The organism is Streptomyces globosus (genome assembly GCF_003325375.1).
Taxonomy (GTDB): Bacteria; Actinomycetota; Actinomycetes; order Streptomycetales; family Streptomycetaceae; genus Streptomyces; species Streptomyces globosus_A.
Window position 1 is genome coordinate 4,870,907 of record NZ_CP030862.1, and the last position, 17,097, is coordinate 4,888,003.

Annotated in this window: 16 protein-coding genes and 1 pseudogene; 4 read left to right on the top strand and 13 right to left on the bottom strand. The window is 70.9% G+C overall.

Going from position 1 to position 17,097, the window contains the following annotated elements:
- Positions 1 to 81: 81 nt before the first annotated feature.
- The 4 genes and pseudogenes from C0216_RS21605 to C0216_RS21620 form a co-directional block, all read right to left on the bottom strand.
- Positions 82 to 459, bottom strand: a complete 378-nt coding sequence (locus C0216_RS21605; RefSeq protein WP_114056878.1) for an FKBP-type peptidyl-prolyl cis-trans isomerase — start codon at positions 457 to 459, stop codon at positions 82 to 84.
- Positions 460 to 525: 66 nt separating this feature from the next.
- The gene (locus C0216_RS21610) at positions 526 to 1,476 is read right to left on the bottom strand and encodes an FKBP-type peptidyl-prolyl cis-trans isomerase (protein WP_114056879.1); all 951 of its coding nucleotides are present in this window, start codon (positions 1,474 to 1,476) and stop codon (positions 526 to 528) included.
- A 102-nt stretch (positions 1,477 to 1,578) separates the two neighbouring features.
- A complete protein-coding gene (pafA, locus tag C0216_RS21615; RefSeq protein ID WP_114056880.1) occupies positions 1,579 to 2,940 on the bottom strand; it encodes a Pup--protein ligase in 1,362 nt (453 codons plus the stop codon).
- A 9-nt stretch (positions 2,941 to 2,949) separates the two neighbouring features.
- Positions 2,950 to 4,249 (bottom strand): annotated as a pseudogene (locus tag C0216_RS21620) (MFS transporter).
- Between the two features lie 136 nt (positions 4,250 to 4,385).
- Between C0216_RS21620 and C0216_RS21625 the strand changes: the two are divergent.
- Positions 4,386 to 5,393: a LacI family DNA-binding transcriptional regulator gene (locus C0216_RS21625; protein WP_114056882.1), complete on the top strand. Its 1,008-nt coding sequence runs from the start codon at positions 4,386 to 4,388 to the stop codon at positions 5,391 to 5,393.
- Positions 5,394 to 5,502: 109 nt separating this feature from the next.
- On the opposite strand, the gene prcA is transcribed toward C0216_RS21625, so the two are convergent.
- The 6 genes from prcA to arc all read right to left on the bottom strand — a co-directional run bounded on the left by prcA (position 5,503) and on the right by arc (position 11,687).
- Positions 5,503 to 6,267: a proteasome subunit alpha gene (gene prcA, locus C0216_RS21630; protein WP_114056883.1), complete on the bottom strand. Its 765-nt coding sequence runs from the start codon at positions 6,265 to 6,267 to the stop codon at positions 5,503 to 5,505.
- Positions 6,268 to 6,313: 46 nt separating this feature from the next.
- Positions 6,314 to 7,153, bottom strand: a complete 840-nt coding sequence (prcB, locus tag C0216_RS21635) for a proteasome subunit beta (protein WP_114056884.1) — start codon at positions 7,151 to 7,153, stop codon at positions 6,314 to 6,316.
- On the bottom strand, positions 7,105 to 7,704 hold the full coding sequence (locus C0216_RS21640; protein ID WP_114056885.1) for an endonuclease VII domain-containing protein: 600 nt from the start codon (positions 7,702 to 7,704) through the stop codon (positions 7,105 to 7,107). Before C0216_RS21640 ends, prcB begins: the two co-directional genes overlap by 49 nt.
- Before the next feature lie 37 nt (positions 7,705 to 7,741).
- Positions 7,742 to 7,954: a ubiquitin-like protein Pup gene (locus tag C0216_RS21645; protein ID WP_045947082.1), complete on the bottom strand. Its 213-nt coding sequence runs from the start codon at positions 7,952 to 7,954 to the stop codon at positions 7,742 to 7,744.
- A gap of 205 nt (positions 7,955 to 8,159) precedes the next feature.
- Positions 8,160 to 9,671 carry a depupylase/deamidase Dop gene (gene dop / locus C0216_RS21650; RefSeq protein ID WP_114056886.1) on the bottom strand — a complete coding sequence of 504 codons (1,512 nt, stop codon included), beginning with the start codon at positions 9,669 to 9,671 and terminating at the stop codon, positions 8,160 to 8,162.
- 249 nt (positions 9,672 to 9,920) lie between these two features.
- A complete protein-coding gene (gene arc / locus C0216_RS21655) occupies positions 9,921 to 11,687 on the bottom strand; it encodes a proteasome ATPase (protein WP_114056887.1) in 1,767 nt (588 codons plus the stop codon).
- A gap of 265 nt (positions 11,688 to 11,952) precedes the next feature.
- Between arc and C0216_RS21665 the strand changes: the two genes are divergently transcribed.
- Positions 11,953 to 12,282 carry a ferredoxin gene (locus C0216_RS21665; protein ID WP_114056888.1) on the top strand — a complete coding sequence of 110 codons (330 nt, stop codon included), beginning with the start codon at positions 11,953 to 11,955 and terminating at the stop codon, positions 12,280 to 12,282.
- Positions 12,283 to 12,286: 4 nt separating this feature from the next.
- Here C0216_RS21665 and C0216_RS21670 read toward each other — a convergent pair whose 3' ends face one another.
- From C0216_RS21670 to C0216_RS21680, 3 genes are all read right to left on the bottom strand, one after another.
- A complete protein-coding gene (locus C0216_RS21670) occupies positions 12,287 to 12,883 on the bottom strand; it encodes a hypothetical protein (RefSeq protein WP_114056889.1) in 597 nt (198 codons plus the stop codon).
- 220 nt (positions 12,884 to 13,103) lie between these two features.
- Positions 13,104 to 14,015 (bottom strand): tRNA (adenine-N1)-methyltransferase, encoded by a 912-nt coding sequence (locus C0216_RS21675; RefSeq protein WP_114056890.1) that lies wholly within the window; start codon positions 14,013 to 14,015, stop codon positions 13,104 to 13,106.
- Positions 14,016 to 14,033: 18 nt separating this feature from the next.
- Positions 14,034 to 15,233, bottom strand: coding sequence for a site-2 protease family protein (locus C0216_RS21680; RefSeq protein WP_246042647.1), 1,200 nt, complete (start codon positions 15,231 to 15,233; stop codon positions 14,034 to 14,036).
- Between the two features lie 197 nt (positions 15,234 to 15,430).
- Here C0216_RS21680 and C0216_RS21685 point away from each other — a divergent pair, with 197 nt between their 5' ends.
- Both C0216_RS21685 and C0216_RS21690 read left to right on the top strand, forming a co-directional pair.
- The gene (locus C0216_RS21685; protein WP_246042858.1) at positions 15,431 to 16,345 is read left to right on the top strand and encodes a RecB family exonuclease; all 915 of its coding nucleotides are present in this window, start codon (positions 15,431 to 15,433) and stop codon (positions 16,343 to 16,345) included.
- Positions 16,346 to 16,413: 68 nt separating this feature from the next.
- On the top strand, positions 16,414 to 17,088 hold the full coding sequence (locus C0216_RS21690; RefSeq protein WP_114056892.1) for a response regulator: 675 nt from the start codon (positions 16,414 to 16,416) through the stop codon (positions 17,086 to 17,088).
- The last annotated feature ends 9 nt before the right edge of the window (positions 17,089 to 17,097 follow it).

Here is a 17,097-nt window from a genome sequence, read left to right on the forward strand (position 1 = left end):
CCGTACCGCCCCGGCGCTCCCGGGCAAAAGCGAGGGCCCCCGCCTCGCGGCGGGGGCCCCTGCTGTGCTGCGGGTGACGGGTCAGACGCCCATCAGGTCGCAGACGAAGATCAGCGTCTCGCCCGGCTTGATGGCCGGGGTCGGGCTGTGGTCGCCGTAGGCGAGGTGGGCGGGGATCGTCAGCTTGCGGCGGCCGCCGACCTTCATGCCCTCGACGCCCTTGTCCCAGCCCTTGATGACCTGGCCGATGCCCAGGATGAACTGGAGCGGGGCGCCGCGGTTCCAGGAGGCGTCGAACTCCTCGCCGGTGGAGAAGGCGACACCCACGTAGTGCACGGAGACCTTGGAACCGGCCGTGGCCACGGCGCCGTCGCCCTCCCAGATGTCCTCGATCACGAGGTCGGCCGGGGCCGGGCCCTCGGGGAAGTCGATCTCGGGCTTCTCGAGCTTGTCGCTCACGGAACTGCTCCTCAAAACGGTGAACGGGCCCCTCCAGCGGTGGCTGGAGGGACAACCGGGACAGTCTTACATCACTGCGAGGATGTCGAGGCTGAAGACGAGCGTCGAGTTCGCCGGGATCGTGCCCTGCTGCTTGTCGCCGAAGCCCTGGTCCGGCGGGATGACGAGGAGGATGCGGCTGCCGACCTTCTTGCCGACCAGGCCCTCCTTCAGGCCCTTGACGGAGATGTCGCCGATGGGCCACGTCACGGTCTGGTCGAGGGCGTACGTGCTCTCGAAGGTCTTGTCGTCCTTCCACGTCTTGCCGTGGAACTTCACGACGACGCTGTCGGAGTCCTTGACGGCCGGGCCGTCGCCCTCCAGCACGTAGTTCGAGACGAGCTTGGCCGGCGGCTCGGCGTCCTTCGGGACGGAGACGGAGACTTCCTTGCCGTCCGTGTTGGTGCCGATCTGCGGCAGGGCCTTGTCGCCCTGGGGGACCTCCTTGCCGGCGGCCGAGGCCGGGATGCTGGTGCCCTTGACGATGTCCACGACGAAGACGAGCGTGGCGCCGCCCTTGATCTTGGGCGGGGAGCCCTTCTCGCCGTAGCCGAGGTCCGGCGGGATGACCAGTTCGAGGCGGCTTCCGACCTTGCGGCCCTCCAGGCCCTGGTCCCAGCCCTTGATGACGGCGCCCGCGCCGATCGTGACCTCGAAGGGCTTGCCCTTGCCGAAGCTCTGGTCGAACGGCTCGGTGCCGTCCCAGACCTGGCCGAGGTAGTTGACCTGGGCGACGTCGCCCTTCTTCAGCGCGGGGCCGGTGCCCTCGCTGATGGTCTCCACCTTCAGCTCCTTCGGCGGTTGGCCCGCGCCCTTGGAGAGGGTCGGGGTCTCACCGAACTTGGCGCCCTTGGTGATCGCGGGCACCCCGTTCTTCATCTCGGCCTTGGTGTCGGCGGAGTCGGAGCCGCTGTCGCCACAGGCTGCTGTGGACAGCAGCAGAAGGGGTACGACCAGCAGGCCGGCAAGTCGGCGCACGTGTTCCTCAGATCTCAGACGGCAACGGTCGTCGCCACTCTAAGGCGTGCGCGGGGCCCCGTACGAGATCCGTACGGGGCCCCGGGCCGGATCAGTGATACGTCACATACCGGCGATCAGCTTCTCGACACGGTCGTCGACCGCCCGGAACGGGTCCTTGCACAGCACGGTCCGCTGCGCCTGGTCGTTCAGCTTCAGGTGCACCCAGTCCACGGTGAAGTCGCGCCGCTGCTCCTGCGCCCGGCGGATGAAGTCCCCGCGCAGCCGCGCCCTCGTGGTCTGCGGGGGGACCGACTTCCCCTCGAAGATCTTGAGGTCGTTGCAGATCCGCGCCGCCTGCCCCTTGCGCTCCAGCAGGTAGTACAGGCCGCGCCGGCGGTGGATGTCGTGGTAGGCGAGGTCTATCTGCGCCACCCGCGGGTTCGACATGGTCATGCCGTGCTTGGCGCGGTAGCGCTCGATCAGCTGGTGCTTCATGACCCAGTCGATCTCCGTCGCGATCCGGCCCAGGTCCTGCTCCTCGATCGCGTCCAGCGTGCGGCCCCACAGCTCGAGCACCTGCTCCACCGTGCCGGTGCGGATCCCGCGGCGCTCGGCGAAGTCCACCGCCTTGTCGTAGTACTCGCGCTGGATCTCCAGGGCGGAGGCCTCGCGGCCGCTCGCCAGCCGCACCTTGCGCTGGCCGGTGGTGTCGTGGCTCACCTCGCGGATCGCCCGGATCGGGTTCTCCAGGGTGAGGTCCCGCATGACCGTGCCCGCCTCGATCATGCGCAGCACGAGGTCGGTGGAGCCGACCTTGAGCAGCATGGTCGTCTCGGACATGTTCGAGTCGCCCACGATCACGTGCAGGCGGCGGTAGCGCTCCGCGTCCGCGTGCGGCTCGTCGCGGGTGTTGATGATGGGGCGCGAGCGCGTCGTGGCGGAGCTGACGCCCTCCCAGATGTGCTCGGCCCGCTGGCTGACGCAGTACACGGCGCCCCGCGGCGTCTGGAGCACCTTGCCCGCCCCGCAGATCAGCTGCCGCGTGACCAGGAACGGAATGAGGATGTCCGCGAGGCGGGAGAATTCCCCGTGCCGCGCCACCAGATAGTTTTCGTGGCAGCCGTACGAGTTGCCCGCCGAGTCCGTGTTGTTCTTGAAGAGGTAGACGTCGCCTGCGATTCCCTCCTCGTGCAGACGGCGCTCGGCGTCGACGAGGAGGCCCTCGAGAATGCGCTCGCCGGCCTTGTCGTGGGTGACCAGCTCGGTCACGTTGTCGCACTCAGGAGTTGCGTATTCCGGATGCGATCCCACGTCGAGGTACAGGCGGGCGCCGTTCCGCAGGAAGACATTGCTGCTGCGGCCCCATGACACGACACGGCGGAAGAGGTAGCGCGCCACTTCGTCAGGAGACAGTCGGCGCTGTCCCCTGAACGTGCACGTGACGCCGTACTCGTTCTCCAGCCCGAAAATGCGGCGGTCCATGACTGAACATTACGCCTTTGGACCTCTCCTGAAACCGGGTTCGAGAACGCCGTTTCGATCAATTGTCGACGAGCAGCGCCCCGCCGCCCTCCCGGACCGGCTCCGCGGAGCCCGTCACGGTCCGGGACCGGCCGGGAGCGGACAGGATCCGCTGAGTGGCCGTCAGCACCGCCAGGGCGGCCGCCCCCGCCCCGCAGGCGACCGCGAACCCGGACGTCACTCCGCCCAGTTCCACGGCCGGACCGGCCGCTGCCGTGCCCGCGGCCGCCCCCACGCCGAAGAAGGTCACCAGCCAGGAGAACGCCTCCGTCACCGTGCCCGCCGGGGCGTGCCGGTCGACGACGATGAACGCGCAGGCGATGGTCGGCGCCAGGAAGACGCCCGCCAGGGCCGTCAGCGCCGTCATGGCCACCGGACCGGGGGTCAGCAGCAGCGGCAGATAGCCCAGCGCGAGGAGAGCCACCAGCCACAGCAGCCGCCGCTCGGCCGGGCCGCTCCACTGCCGAGCCCCGTAGGCGACGCCGCCCAGCAGGGCGCCCAGGCCCAGCGCGGCCATCAGCCAGCCGTAGACGCCCTGGCCGCCGTGGCCGTCCGCGTACGCCATGGCGGCCACCGTGATGGAGCCGAGGGCCGTGCCCACGAAGAAGAAGGCGCCGAGCAGCGCCAGCAGGCCCCGGGAGCGCAGGGCGCCCAGCCAGTGGGCCTCGCGGGGCTCGGAGCGCCAAGTGCGGGAGGGCTCGCTGAGCACGACGGAGAGGGCGCCGAGGACGCCGAGGACGTTGATGGCCAGCAGGGCGCCGGCCGGGCTCCACAGGGCCACGGACAGCGTGACCAGCAGCGGGCCGACCGTGTACATGACCTCCTGGGCCACGGCGTCCAGGGCGTACGCGGCGTGCACGCGGTCCTCGCGGCCGCCGAGCACGGAGGGCCACAGGGCGCGCAGGCCGCCCTCCAGCGGCGGGGTGAAGAAGCCGGCGACCACCACGGCGCTGTACGCGGCCGCGGCCGAGCCGGTGCCGGCGAGGGCCAGCCAGGCCGTGCCCAGCGCGGAGACCACGGCGGCGGGGAACTGGACGCGGGGCTGCCCGAAGAGGTCGACGGCCCGGCCGAGCAGGGGCTGGCCCACCGCGTTCGCGACGCCGTAGACCGCGGCGAGGGCGCCCGCGAGGCTGTAGCTGCCCCCCTCGGCACGGACGAAGAGCACGATCGCGATCGCCGCGGTGGCGTTCGGCAGGCGGCCGACGAGCGTGCCCGCCAGCAGTCGCGCGGCGTGCCGGGTCCTGAGCAGCTCCGCGTATCCCGCGGCCATCTTCTGCCCCCTTCTGCCCGGATCCCGCCGGGGTAATACGTATAACTAGACCCGTCATACGTACCATGACGGCAGCCCGCCGGTCCACCCGGACGACGGGCCGGACACCGCCGACCCCGTACTCCAGGAGCCCCGTGTGACGAGACCCACCAGCCGGGACGTCGCGAGCGCGGCCGGGGTCTCCCAGGCCACCGTCTCCCTCGTCCTCGGCGGGAAGTGGCGCGGCCGCGTCTCCGAGCGCACCGCGGGACTCGTCCGCGAGGCCGCCGCCGAGCTCGGCTACCGGCCCAACCTCGCCGCCCGCAACCTGCGCCTCGGCAGCACGCGCACCGCCCTGCTCGTCGTCCCCGCTCTGACCAGCGAGTTCTTCGCCCGCGTCTACACCGGCGCCGCCCGCGTCGCCTCCGAGCACGGCTTCGGCGTCGTCCTCTACCCCTCCCCCGAGGGCATCGGACCCGCCCGCGACCCCTTCCCCTCCGCCCGCGCCGCCCTCGACGGCGTCATCGCCTCCTCCATGGCCGCCGGGGCCCTCGACGCCATCGGCGGCGCCGAACTGCCCCTGGTCATGCTCGACAGCGACCCCGCCAACGGCAGGGCCGCCGCCCGCGTCAACCTCGCCATGGCCGACGGCGTCCGCCAGGTCGCCGAACACCTCCTCGGCCTCGGCCACCGCCGCTTCCTGCACTTCGCCGCCGACGTCGACAGCTGGACCTTCGACGTCCGCGCCCAGGCCCTCGCCGCCCTCCTGCCCCCGCAGGCCGAGCTGCGCACGGTCCGGGCCCCGCTGTCCGTCCCCGACGCCCGCACGGCCATGGAGGCCGCCCTGGCCGCCCCCGGGGACCGGCCCACCGCCGTCGTATGCGACGACGACCTCCTGGCCGCCGGCGCCTGCAAGGCCGCCCGCCGCCTCGGCCTGCGCGTCCCCGAGGACCTCTCCGTCACCGGCTTCGACGACCTCGCCCTCGCCACCGCCGTCGAACCGGAGCTCACCACCGTGCGGCTGCCCGCCGAGCAGGTCGGCGAGCAGGGCATGTCCGCCCTCCTCGCCGTGCTCGACGGCAGCGGCTGGGCCGCCCCCGACATCCCCGTCCAATTGGTCGTACGGGGCTCCACGGCCCCGCCGCCGGCTGCCGCCCGCCGCTGAGGAACGGAAGCGGGCCGCCCGGGTCCGCCCCTCCTGCGAGGCGCACCCGGGCGGCCCGCGCCCGTACTCCCGTCGTCCCGCGCGGCCCGGAGGCCGCGGGGCCGCGCTCCTACTCCTCGGCGTCCTCGGGAGCCTCGTCGTTGGAGACGGCGTCGGCCTGCGCAGCCGCCGGAACGTCCGCCTCCAGCAGCCGCGACAGCTGCCGGCCCCGGATCCGCTTGAACTTCCGCTGCTGCGGGCGGGTGCGGTCCAGCACGGCGACCTCCAGCCGCTCGGCCGGAATGGTCTTCTCCGCACCGTTCGCCTGGCTCGACAGCGCCTGCACGGCCAGCTTCAGCGCCTCGGACAGGGTCATCCCGTCCCGGTGCCGCTGGTCGAGGAAGCCGCTGATCTGCTCCGCGTTCCCGCCGACCGCGACCGAGCCGTGCTCGTCCACGATCGAGCCGTCGTGCGGCAGCCGGTAGATCTGGTCGCCCGCGGCCGTCGTGCCGACCTCGGCGACGACCAGCTCCACCTCGTACGGCTTCTCGCCGGCGCTGGAGAAGATGGTGCCCAGCGTCTGCGCGTAGACGTTCGCGAGCCCACGGGCCGTCACATCGTCGCGGTCGTACGTGTATCCGCGCAGGTCGGCGTAGCGGACGCCGCCGATCCGCAGGTTCTCGTACTCGTTGTACTTGCCGGCGGCCGCGAAGCCGATCCGGTCGTAGATCTCGCTGAACTTGTGCAGCGCGCGGGACGGGTTCTCGCCGACGAACACGATGCCGTCGGCGTACTGCAGCACGACGAGGCTGCGACCGCGGGCGATGCCCTTGCGGGCGTATTCCGCCCGGTCGGCCATCGCCTGCTGGGGAGAGACGTAGAACGGAGTCGACACCGGCTGACCGTCCCTTTCTTCTGGGCTCCTGGAGGACTGTGGCGGATCAGAGCAGGGCGGCGCGCGGGCCGTCCGGCTCCTGGAGGCGGCGGTCGGTGACCCTGCGGGCGAGGTCCTGGGACTCGTCCTCGGTCAGCCGCCGGAAGCCCTCGTCGGTGATGACGGTGACGATCGGGTAGATGTTGCGGTAGAGGTCGGGGCCGCCGGTGGCCGAGTCGTCGTCGGCGGCGTCGTACAGCGCCTGGACGACCAGCGTGGTGGCCTGCTCCTCCGTCAGGTCCGGACGGTAGAGCTTCTTCATGGAGCCCCGGGCGAAGATCGAACCGGAACCGGTCGCGGCGTACCCGTGCTCCTCCGAGCGGCCGCCGGTCACGTCGTAGGAGAAGATGCGGCCCTTCTCCTTGCCCTCGTCGTAGCCGGCGAAGAGCGGGACCACGGCCAGGCCCTGCATGGCCATGCCGAGGTTGCTGCGGATCATGGTGGAGAGCCGGTTGGCCTTGCCCTCAAGGGAGAGGGTCGTCCCCTCCACCTTCTCGAAGTGCTCCAGCTCCAGCTGGAACAGCTTGACCATCTCCACGGCCAGGCCGGCGGTGCCGGCGATGCCGACCGCGCTGTACTCGTCCGCCGGGAACACCTTCTCGATGTCCCGCTGCGCGATCATGTTGCCCATCGTCGCGCGCCGGTCGCCGGCGAGGACGACCCCGCCGGGGAAGGTGGCGGCGACGATGGTCGTGCCGTGCGGCGCCTCGACGATCCCCTCCGGGAGCTTCCGGTTCCCCGGCAGCATCTCGGGCGCGTGCGCGCCCAGGAAGTCCATGAAGGACGACGACCCCGGCGTCAGGAAGGCTGCCGGCAGACGCCCTGTGCCACGAGTGTTGGGTTCCACAGGTTTCCTTCCACGTAAGCGGCTGCACGTCTCATGACGTCCGGCCGATCCTTGAACTTCCCCAGAGCTGAGTTGCAGGCGAAGCACAGTACGCCTCGAACCCTACCCGTCTGATGATCGTGATCCACATGCTCTGCAGGGCCCTCTTTGCAGATCACGCAGACCCCGCCCTGAGCGGCGATCATCTCGTCGCGTTGGGCCTCGGTCATCCCGTAGGCCCGCTTCAGATGGCCTGCCCGGCCCTGAGCTGCCCGGCAAGCCTTGCAACGCGTGGACAAGCCGTCAGAGGCACTTGCGTTCTTGTGCCATTCACTGTGCGGCTTGACCTCACCGCACTGCCGACAGAGCTTCCACCCCGCCGGCACTTCCAAGCGCTCTCTGACGACCTTGCCCCTGGCTGCCTGACGGCGCCGGTAGTGCTCGGCGCCGTACGCCGCCACGCACTCCCGGCACCTGGGCTGCAGACCGTCCCCTCGGTTTCGATCTGCTGCGAACCCGCTCAGCGGTATGTCACGGTTACATCCACGACACCACTTTGATCCGTTGGACACGGATCACACACTGGCGGCTGCACCTTCGATTCGAAGGCTATTCGCCACCTTTTTGTACGAAACTCCGAACGAAGTCCTCGGCATTTTCCTCGAGTACATCGTCAATTTCGTCAAGTACGGAGTCGACGTCGTCGGAGAGCTTCTCCTGCCGCTCCTTGAGGTCGGACTGCGCTTCCGCGGCCTGCTCCTCGACCTCCTCGGTCGAGCGAGTGGCCTTCTGCTGTCCGCCGCCGGTGTCCTTGGTCGCCATGTCTACCTCACCCCGCTCGGTTCGCGCGCTCGTGACGAGGGACCCCTGGACCGGGATCCCTCAAGATCAGACCCTACGTCGGACCCTACAAGGCGGGCCCGGCGTTCGTCCCCGTACTTTCACAACGTCCGGGTGTCTCCATGATTCCCTGGAGCGGGGGATTTCAGCCCCCTTCCGGGCCCCGGGATCACCGGGACCCGGCCGTTCAGTTCCCGCTGAGCACCCGCACCAGGTCCTCCGCCGTGCGGCAGCGGTCCAGGAGCTCCTTCACGTGCTGGCTGGTGCCCCGGAGCGGCTCCAGCGTCGGGACGCGCTGGAGGGAGTCGCGCCCCGGCAGGTCGAAGATCACCGAGTCCCAGGAGGCCGCGGCCACGTCGTCCGCGTACTGCTCCAGGCAGCGCCCGCGGAAGTAGGCCCGGGTGTCCTCCGGCGGCTTGCCGACGGCCCGCTCCACGTCCTCCTCGGACACGAGCCGCTTCATCTTCCCGCGGGCCGCCAGCCGGTTGTACAGGCCCTTCTCGGGGCGCACGTCCGCGTACTGGAGGTCGACCAGGTGCAGCCGGGCTGCGTCCCAGTCCAGCCCGTCCCGCCGGCGGTAGCCCTCCAGGATCTCCCGCTTGGCGATCCAGTCCAGCTCCCCCGACAGGCTCATCGGGTCCCGCTCCAGGCGCCCGAGGACGTCCTCCCAGCGGGCCAGCACGTCCTTGGTCTGCTCGTCCGCATCGGCCCCGAAGCGCTCCTCGACGTACTTCCGGGCCAGCTCGAAGTACTCCATCTGCAGCTGTACGGCGGTCAGGGTGCGGCCGCTGCGCAGCGTGACCAGATGGCGCAGGTCCGGGTCGTGGGAGACCTGGTGCAGGGTGCGCACCGGCTGGTCCACGGCCAGGTCGACGGTGATGAACTGGTCCTCGATCATGGAGAGGACCAGGGCCGTCGTGCCGAGCTTGAGGTAGGTGGAGATCTCGGAGAGGTTCGCGTCGCCGATGATCACGTGGAGGCGGCGGTACTTCTCCGCGTCGGAGTGCGGCTCGTCGCGGGTGTTGATGATGGGCCGCTTCAGGGTGGTCTCCAGGCCGACCTCGACCTCGAAGTAGTCCGCACGCTGGCTGATCTGGAAGCCGTGCTCGCGGCCGTCCTGGCCGATGCCGACGCGGCCGGCGCCGGTGACGACCTGGCGGCAGACGAAGAAGGGCGTCAGGTGGCGCACGATCTCAGAGAAGGGGGTCTCCCGCTTCATCAGGTAGTTCTCGTGCGTGCCGTAGGAGGCGCCCTTGTTGTCGGTGTTGTTCTTGTAGAGGTGGATCGGCTGGGCGCCGGGCAGCTGGGCCGCCCGGACGGCCGCCTCGGCCATGATCCGCTCGCCGGCCTTGTCCCAGAGCACCGCGTCGAGCGGGCTGGTGATCTCGGGCGAGCTGTACTCGGGGTGCGCGTGGTCGACGTAGAGCCGCGCGCCGTTGGTCAGGATGACGTTGGCCAGGCCGATGTCCTCGTCGGTCAGCTGGCTGCTGTCGGCGGCCTCGCGGGCGAGGTCGAAGCCGCGGGCGTCCCGCAGCGGGTTCTCCTCCTCGAAGTCCCAGCGGGCGCGTCGCGCCCGGTGCATCGCCGCCGCGTAGGCGTTGACGATCTGGGACGAGGTGAGCATGGCATTGGCGTTCGGGTGACCGGGGACGGAGATCCCGTACTCCGTCTCGATCCCCATTACTCGCCGTACGGTCATGCGGCCCTCCTTGCCCGGCGGCGCCCCCGTTCGGGAGCGGCGCTCAAGTACCGCTGGTGGTCCGGTGCGTGTGCGGTGCCCGTCACCGCACTGCTGTTGCGGATGCGGCGGTACGGACGAGCCTAGAACCACTCCACGCCGCTCGGGAGATCATTTCCGTCATCGGCTCCGCCCTGTCACGGCTGAAAAGCGGCCGGTAACGCAGTCGGCTGCGGGTGCCCGGTGGGGGCACCCGCAGCCGCCCTCCGGTCAGAGGTACTGACCGGTGTTCGCCACCGTGTCGATGGAGCGTCCGGTGTCGGCGCCCTGCTTTCCGGTGACGAGGGTGCGGATGAAGACGATCCGCTCGCCCTTCTTGCCGGAGATCCGGGCCCAGTCGTCCGGGTTGGTCGTGTTGGGCAGGTCCTCGTTCTCCTTGAACTCGTCCACGCAGGCCTGGAGGAGGTGGGCGACCCGCAGGCCCTTCTGCTTGTGCTCCAGGAAGGCCTTGATCGCCATCTTCTTGGCCCGGTCCACGATGTTCTGGATCATGGCTCCGGAGTTGAAGTCCTTGAAGTAGAGGACTTCCTTGTCGCCGTTGGCGTACGTGACCTCGAGGAAGCGGTTCTCCTCGGACTCCGCGTACATCTGCTCGACGACCGTCTGGATCATGCTGTGGACGGCGACCTCGGACGAGCCGGAGTGCTCGGCGAGGTCGTCGGCGTGCAGCGGCAGCGAGGCCTTGAGGTACTTCGCGAAGATGTCCTTCGCGGCCTCGGCGTCCGGGCGCTCGATCTTGATCTTCACGTCGAGGCGGCCGGGCCGCAGGATCGCCGGGTCGATCATGTCCTCGCGGTTGGAGGCGCCGATGACGATGACGTTCTCCAGGCCCTCCACGCCGTCGATCTCGGCGAGCAGCTGCGGGACGATGGTGTTCTCCACGTCCGAGCTGACGCCGGAGCCGCGGGTGCGGAAGAGCGACTCCATCTCGTCGAAGAAGACGATGACGGGGGTGCCCTCGCTCGCCTTCTCGCGGGCCCGCTGGAAGACGAGGCGGATGTGCCGCTCGGTCTCGCCGACGTACTTGTTGAGGAGCTCGGGGCCCTTGATGTTCAGGAAGTAGGACTTCCCGGCGGGCTGGCCGGTCACCTCGGCGACCTTCTTGGCAAGGGAGTTGGCGACGGCCTTGGCGATGAGCGTCTTGCCGCATCCGGGCGGGCCGTAGAGCAGGATGCCCTTCGGCGGCCGCAGTTCGTGCTCCTTGAAAAGGTCCGGGTGGAGGTAGGGCAGCTCGACCGCGTCGCGGATCAGCTCGATCTGGTCGCCCAGGCCGCCGATCTTGTCGTAGTCGATGTCCGGGACCTCTTCGAGGACGAGCTCCTCGACCTCGCTCTTCGGGACGACCTCGTAGACGTAGCCGGAGCGGGGTTCGAGCAGGAGGGCGTCGCCGGGGCGGATGGTGGCGTCCAGCAGCGGCTCGGCGAGCCTGACCACCCGCTCCTCGTCGGTGTGCCCGATCACCAGGGCGCGCTCGCCGTCCTCGAGGATCTCCTTGAGGGTGACGATGTCCCCGGCCCGCTCGAACTCCATGGCCTCGACCACGTTGAGGGCCTCGTTGAGCATGACCTCCTGGCCGCGCCGGAGCTCTTCCGGGTCGACGCTGGGGCTGACGTTCACGCGGAGCTTGCGGCCCCCCGTGAAGATGTCGACGGTGCCGTCCTCGTTCGCCTGGAGGAAGACACCGAATCCGGCCGGCGGCTGCGCGAGCCGGTCCACTTCCTCCTTGAGCGCCACGATCTGGTCGCGCGCTTCACGGAGCGTATTTGCCAGTCGCTCGTTTTGTGCGGAGACGCCGGCCAGGTTTGTCTGGAGCTCGACGATCCGCTCTTCGAGAATCCTCGTGTGTCGCGGAGAGTCGGCGAGCTTACGTCGCAGGACGGCGATTTCCTGCTCGAGATAGGCAACCTGGCCGGCGGGGTCATCGGACCCCCGCCCCGGCCGGATGCCGCGGTTGATGTCGTCGTCGTGGGCTGCCACGGTCCTCACCTCCTCCAAGGGGAGCTGGACGCTTCCTGACCCTACCTGGGCTGGTGGTGATTGAAACCCCTAGATCACAAAGACGGTAGGGGTGTGTCCGATCTTCACCCTTGCGTACTCCCTCACGCCAGGGAAATACCCACCCTTCAACATCGGAAAGCGGCCGGTTGTAAGGTCGAAGTGTTCAACACCCGTCAGAGCTGGCGCGACTTGCCGGCGGCATGTGGCGGGAACGGGTCACTCAGGGCAGGGAACGGCAGGGGATATGACCGTGCAGCAGGAGGCAACCGCCGGTGGCGCAGGCGGCGCCGGGCAGGCGGGCGAGCCGCTCGAGGTCTGGATCGACCAGGACCTGTGCACCGGTGACGGCATCTGCGTGCAGTACGCGCCGGAGGTGTTCGAGCTGGACATCGACGGTCTGGCCTACGTGAAGAGCCCGGAGGACGAACTCCTGGTGGACCCGGGGGCGACCACTCCGGTTCCGCTGCCGCTGCTCCAGGACGTGGTGGACTCGGCGAAGGAGTGCCCGGGCGACTGCATCCACGTGCGGCGCGTCTCGGACGGCGTCGAGGTGTACGGCCCCGACGCCGAGTGACGGTTCAAACACTCCCCGTGGAGATGTTCGTCAGCTCCTGGCGGAATTTCCCGCCGGTCCAGCGCCACTTGGCGAGCCGGTGGACGTCGGGGCTGGAGCGGGGGACCTCGGACGAGGAGTAGCCGAGGAGCCGGGCGGTGACGGTGCCGTCCCGGACGGTGAGGTCGTCTGCGCTGGTGCGCGCGGCGGCCTCCAGCAGGGTCGCGACGATGCGCGGTGCGGCGCCGGGCTCCCTGCCGGGGGTGAGGACGTAGAGAGCGTGCGGCGGGGTGCCGGAGCCGGCGTCGCAGCGGACCGCGGCGACGGTCTCGGGCCGGCCGTCGCCGTCGAGGTCGCCCTGGGCGGTGGCGGTGACGGCCACGGGGGCGCCCTTGCAGTCGAGGGGGTAGGCGGCGGCCGCGGCGTCCGGGGCGGCGGCCTGCGGGGCCGGTGCGCCGCCGGGTGCCGTACGGGCCTCCGCGCCGGTCGCAGGTCCCGCGGCGGCGGGCTGGAGCAGCCCCGCGGCGGCGACGACGGCGGCCAGGGCGCAGGCCGTGGCGAGCCAGTGGACGGGCCTGCTGCTGCGGTGCGCGGGTTCCGGCGCGGCGGTGCGGTGCGGCACGCGGGGTGTCTCCTGAGCGGGGGATGACGGGGAGCCAGCATCGTGCCACACCTCACACCGGGACGGAACGGGCGGGTCCGGCCCGGCCGGTACCGGGGACCCCCGGGGGCGGCGCGGGCCCGTCAGGACAACGGAAAGGCGCTGCGGCGCAGTTCCCGGTCGGTCCGGGGAACTGCGCCGCAGCGCCTTTGCGTTGTGAGGGTGCGGTCCCGTGCGGCGGTCAGCCGCGGTCGCCGGAGCCGCCCGAGCCGCTGCCCGGCCCCTCGTAGTCCTCGCCGTACGCGCCCTTGGCGGGGCGGCGGCGGCGCATCGGGGGCTCGACGCCGTCCGCGAGGCGGCGGGCGGTGACCAGGAAGCCGGTGTGTCCGATCATCCGGTGGTCGGGGCGCACGGCCAGGCCCTCGACGTGCCAGTTGCGGATCATCGACTCCCACGGCTGGGGCTCGGCGAAGCAGCCGATCTCGCGGATGGACTCGACGGTCTTGGAGAGCTGGGTGGTGGTGGCCACGTAGCAGCAGAGGATGCCGCCGGGCACGAGGGCCTTGGAGACGGCGTCCAGGCATTCCCAGGGGGCGAGCATGTCGAGGATCACGCGGTCGACGTCCGTGTCGGACAGGTTGTCCTGGAGGTCGCCGACGGTCAGCTGCCACGCGGGGTGCGGGCCGCCGAAGTAGCGCTCGACGTTCTCCTTCGCGATCTGGGCGAAGTCCGCCCGGCGCTCGTAGCTGTGGAGCATGCCCTGGTCGCCGACGGCGCGGAGCAGGAAGCTGCTCAGCGAGCCGGAGCCGACCCCTGCCTCCACGACGCGGGCGCCGGGGAAGATGTCGGCGAAGGCCAGGATCTGGCCCGCGTCCTTGGGGTAGACCACGGCGGCGCCGCGGGGCATGGACAGGACGTAGTCGGGGAGCAGGGGTCGCAGCGCGAGGTACGCGACGTTCCCCGTGGTACGGACAACACTGCCCTCGGGAGCGCCGATCAGCTCGTCGTGCGGGAAGGAACCCTTGTGGGTGTGGAAGTTCTTCCCGGCTTCGAGCGTGAACGTGTAGTGGCGTCCCTTGGGGTCGGTGAGCTGGACCTGGTCCCCGACCTTGAAGGGCCCGCGACGGCGGGCGGCACCGGTCGGTTCGGACATGTGACCAGTGTATTGGCTTCAGGGGCGGGGCCGTGCCATGGCCTTCACGAAGGCCTTCTCGACATCGAGGGTGGACAGGACGCCGTAGACCTCGCCGCCTGCCTCGACGACCAGGTACTCGGTGGCGGGGGTGGAGCGCAGGCGTTCGAGGAGTTCCTCGCCGGCGAGTTCTGCGGAAACCTTCATGCCGTCGGTGAGGTCCTGGGCGAGGGAGCTGACGGCGACCCAGGGGCGGCGGTGTTCGGGGACGGAGGCGATGGCGCTCTCGCGGACGATGGCGTGGGGCTCGCCCTGGCCGTCGACGACGACGATGGCGCGGGCGCCGTGGGCGTTGGCGCGGCGCAGGGCCTCGGAGAGCGGGGTGGCGTGCTCGACGGGTACGGCACGGCGGGTGAGGGCGCGGGCGCGGAGCTGGGGCAGGTGCTCGCGCAGGCGGGCCATGCGGAGGCTGTTGCCGGCGCCGGTCCAGATGATGGCGGCGAGGATCGCGGCGAGGAGGGCGTCCATGACGGTGCTCATGCCGCCGGCCTCTTCGCCGGGGGCGCCGAGGAGGCCCGTGTGGGTGATCATCGGGAGGCCGAGGAGTACGGCGACGGCGAGGCCTCGGCCGACCCAGGCGGCGGCGACGGTGCCGGCCATGGGCTTGCCGGTGATGCCCCAGATGACGGCGCGGAGCATGCGGCCGCCGTCGAGGGGCAGGCCGGGCAGCAGGTTGAACGCGGCGACGAGCAGGTTGGAGATCATCAGGCCGGCGAGGAGGACGCCGGGGACGGTGCCCGCTTCGACGGCGTTCATGCCGAGGTAGAAGGCGCCGGCGAGGAGGAGGGAGAGGAGCGGGCCGACGAAGGCGAGGACGAACTCGCGGCCGGGGGTCTCGGACTCCTTCTCGATCTCGGAGACGCCGCCGAAGAACTGGAGCTGGATGCGGCGCACGGGGAGCCGGAAGCGCAGGGCGGCGACGGTGTGGGCGAGCTCGTGGACGAGGACGGAGCCGTAGAAGGCGACCGCGAAGAAGAGGGAGACCAGGTAGCGGGCGGGGCCGAGGTCGGGCAGGACGCGGTCGAGCTGGTCGCCGAAGACCCAGGTGATGAGGGCGGCGACGAGGAACCAGCTGGGGGAGACGTAGACGGGGACGCCGAAGGGGCGGCCCATGAGGATTCCGCCGCCCGGTCCGGGGCGCTTGTCCGGGCGCTCGCCGGTGTGGTCGGTGTCTGCCACGGCTGTCCTTCGGTCGGTGCTGTCCGGGGCGGGGTGGCCCCCCGGCGGGTGCTCTCCAGTGTGGTCCACGGGCCGGGCGGGTGCGGCCGGGGCTGCGCGGTAGCGCGGTGTGATGCTCCGATCATGCAGTGCGAGGGGGCCCGGCGTCGATGGTATGCGCGTGGCTGTCCGCGGCGGGCCGTAGGGTTCTGTGCATGATGACGAGTCCCGGTCCCCTTCCCGGCGCTGCGGATGCCGGTGCGGCGCCGGGCGCCTCCGCCCCCGTTTCGCTGTCGCCCTCGCGGGCGGGCGACTTCATGCAGTGTCCGCTGCTGTACCGGTTCCGGGTGATCGACCGGCTGCCGGAGAAGCCGAGTGCGGCGGCGACGCGGGGCACGCTGGTGCACGCGGTGCTGGAGCGGCTGTTCGACCACCCGGCGGCGGAGCGGACGGCCCCGCGGGCGAAGGCGCTGGTTCCGGGCCAGTGGGAGCGGCTTCTGGAGGCGAAGCCGGAGCTGGCGGAGCTGTTCCCGGACGGGGACGGCGGCGAGGCGCTGGCCCGCTGGCTGGCAGAGGCCGAGGCGCTGGTCGAGCGGTGGTTCACGCTGGAGGACCCGACGCGGCTGGAGCCGGTGGAGCGGGAGTTCTTCGTGGAGGCGGAGCTGGAGTCGGGGCTCCGGCTGCGCGGGATCATCGACCGGGTGGACGTGGCGGCGACGGGCGAGGTCCGGATCGTCGACTACAAGACGGGCAAGGCCCCCCGTCCGGAGTACGCCGAGGGCGCGCTGTTCCAGATGAAGTTCTACGCACTGGTGGTGTGGCGGCTCAGGCAGGTGGTGCCGCGGCGGCTGCAGCTGGTGTACCTGGGCAGCGGCGACGTGCTGACGTACGACCCGGTGCCGGCCGACCTGGAGCGGGTGGAGCGCAAGCTGCACGCGCTGTGGGAGGCGATCCGGGAGGCGACGGAGACGGGCGAATGGCGGCCGCGGCCGACGAAGCTGTGCGGCTGGTGCGACCACCGGGCGGTGTGTCCGGAGTTCGGCGGCACTCCCCCGGTCTATCCGCTGCCGGTGGTGCCGCGCGCCGCGGTTCCGCGCCCGGCCGGGAGCCCGGACCGGCCGGCCGGGTCCTGATCATCCGATCAGGGCACAATGGGGGCGTCCGCGCCGAAGCCGCCCAACCGAAACACGAGGTGTCCCCTGTGGCGATCCGCGTCCTCCTGGTCGACGACCAGCCGCTGCTGCGCACCGGATTCCGGATGATCCTGGAGGCCGAACCGGACCTGGCGGTGGTCGGCGAGGCCGGGGACGGGCTCCAGGCGCTGGACCAGGTGCGGGCGCTCCAGCCCGACGTGGTGCTGATGGACATCCGGATGCCGCGGATGGACGGCGTCGAGGCGACCCGGCAGATCACGGGGCCGGGCCGGGACGGCCCGGCGAAGGTGCTGGTGCTGACCACCTTCGACCTGGACGAGTACGTGGTGGAGGCGCTGCGGGCGGGGGCGAGCGGGTTCCTGCTGAAGGACGCGCCGGCGGTCGAACTGGTGCAGGCGATCCGCGTGGTGGCGGGCGGCGAGGCGATGCTCGCGCCGAGCATCACGCGGCGGCTGCTGGACAAGTACGCGGAGCACCTGCCGTCGGGCGAGGAGCGTGTCCCGGACTCGCTCGGGACGCTGACCGAGCGGGAGGTCGAGGTGCTGAAGCTGGTGGCCAAGGGCCTGTCGAACGCGGAGATCGCGGCGGACCTGTTCGTCAGCGAGACGACGGTCAAGACGCACGTGGGCCACGTCCTGACGAAGCTGGGCCTGCGGGACCGGGTACAGGCGGCGGTGTACGCGTACGAGAGCGGCCTGGTCCGCCCGGGCGCCGCCCAGTAGCCGCCCGCC

Excerpts from the sequence above, each read along its gene's own strand:
- pafA (WP_114056880.1), bottom strand. The coding sequence starts at position 2,940 with ATGGACCGCCGCATTTTCGGGCTGGAGAACGAGTACGGCGTCACGTGC.
- C0216_RS21665 (WP_114056888.1), top strand. The coding sequence starts at position 11,953 with ATGACCGTGCAGCAGGAGGCAACCGCCGGTGGCGCAGGCGGCGCCGGG.
- C0216_RS21645 (WP_045947082.1), bottom strand. The coding sequence starts at position 7,954 with ATGGCGACCAAGGACACCGGCGGCGGACAGCAGAAGGCCACTCGCTCG.
- C0216_RS21685 (WP_246042858.1), top strand. The coding sequence starts at position 15,431 with ATGACGAGTCCCGGTCCCCTTCCCGGCGCTGCGGATGCCGGTGCGGCG.
- C0216_RS21675 (WP_114056890.1), bottom strand. The coding sequence starts at position 14,015 with ATGTCCGAACCGACCGGTGCCGCCCGCCGTCGCGGGCCCTTCAAGGTC.
- dop (WP_114056886.1), bottom strand. The coding sequence starts at position 9,671 with ATGACCGTACGGCGAGTAATGGGGATCGAGACGGAGTACGGGATCTCC.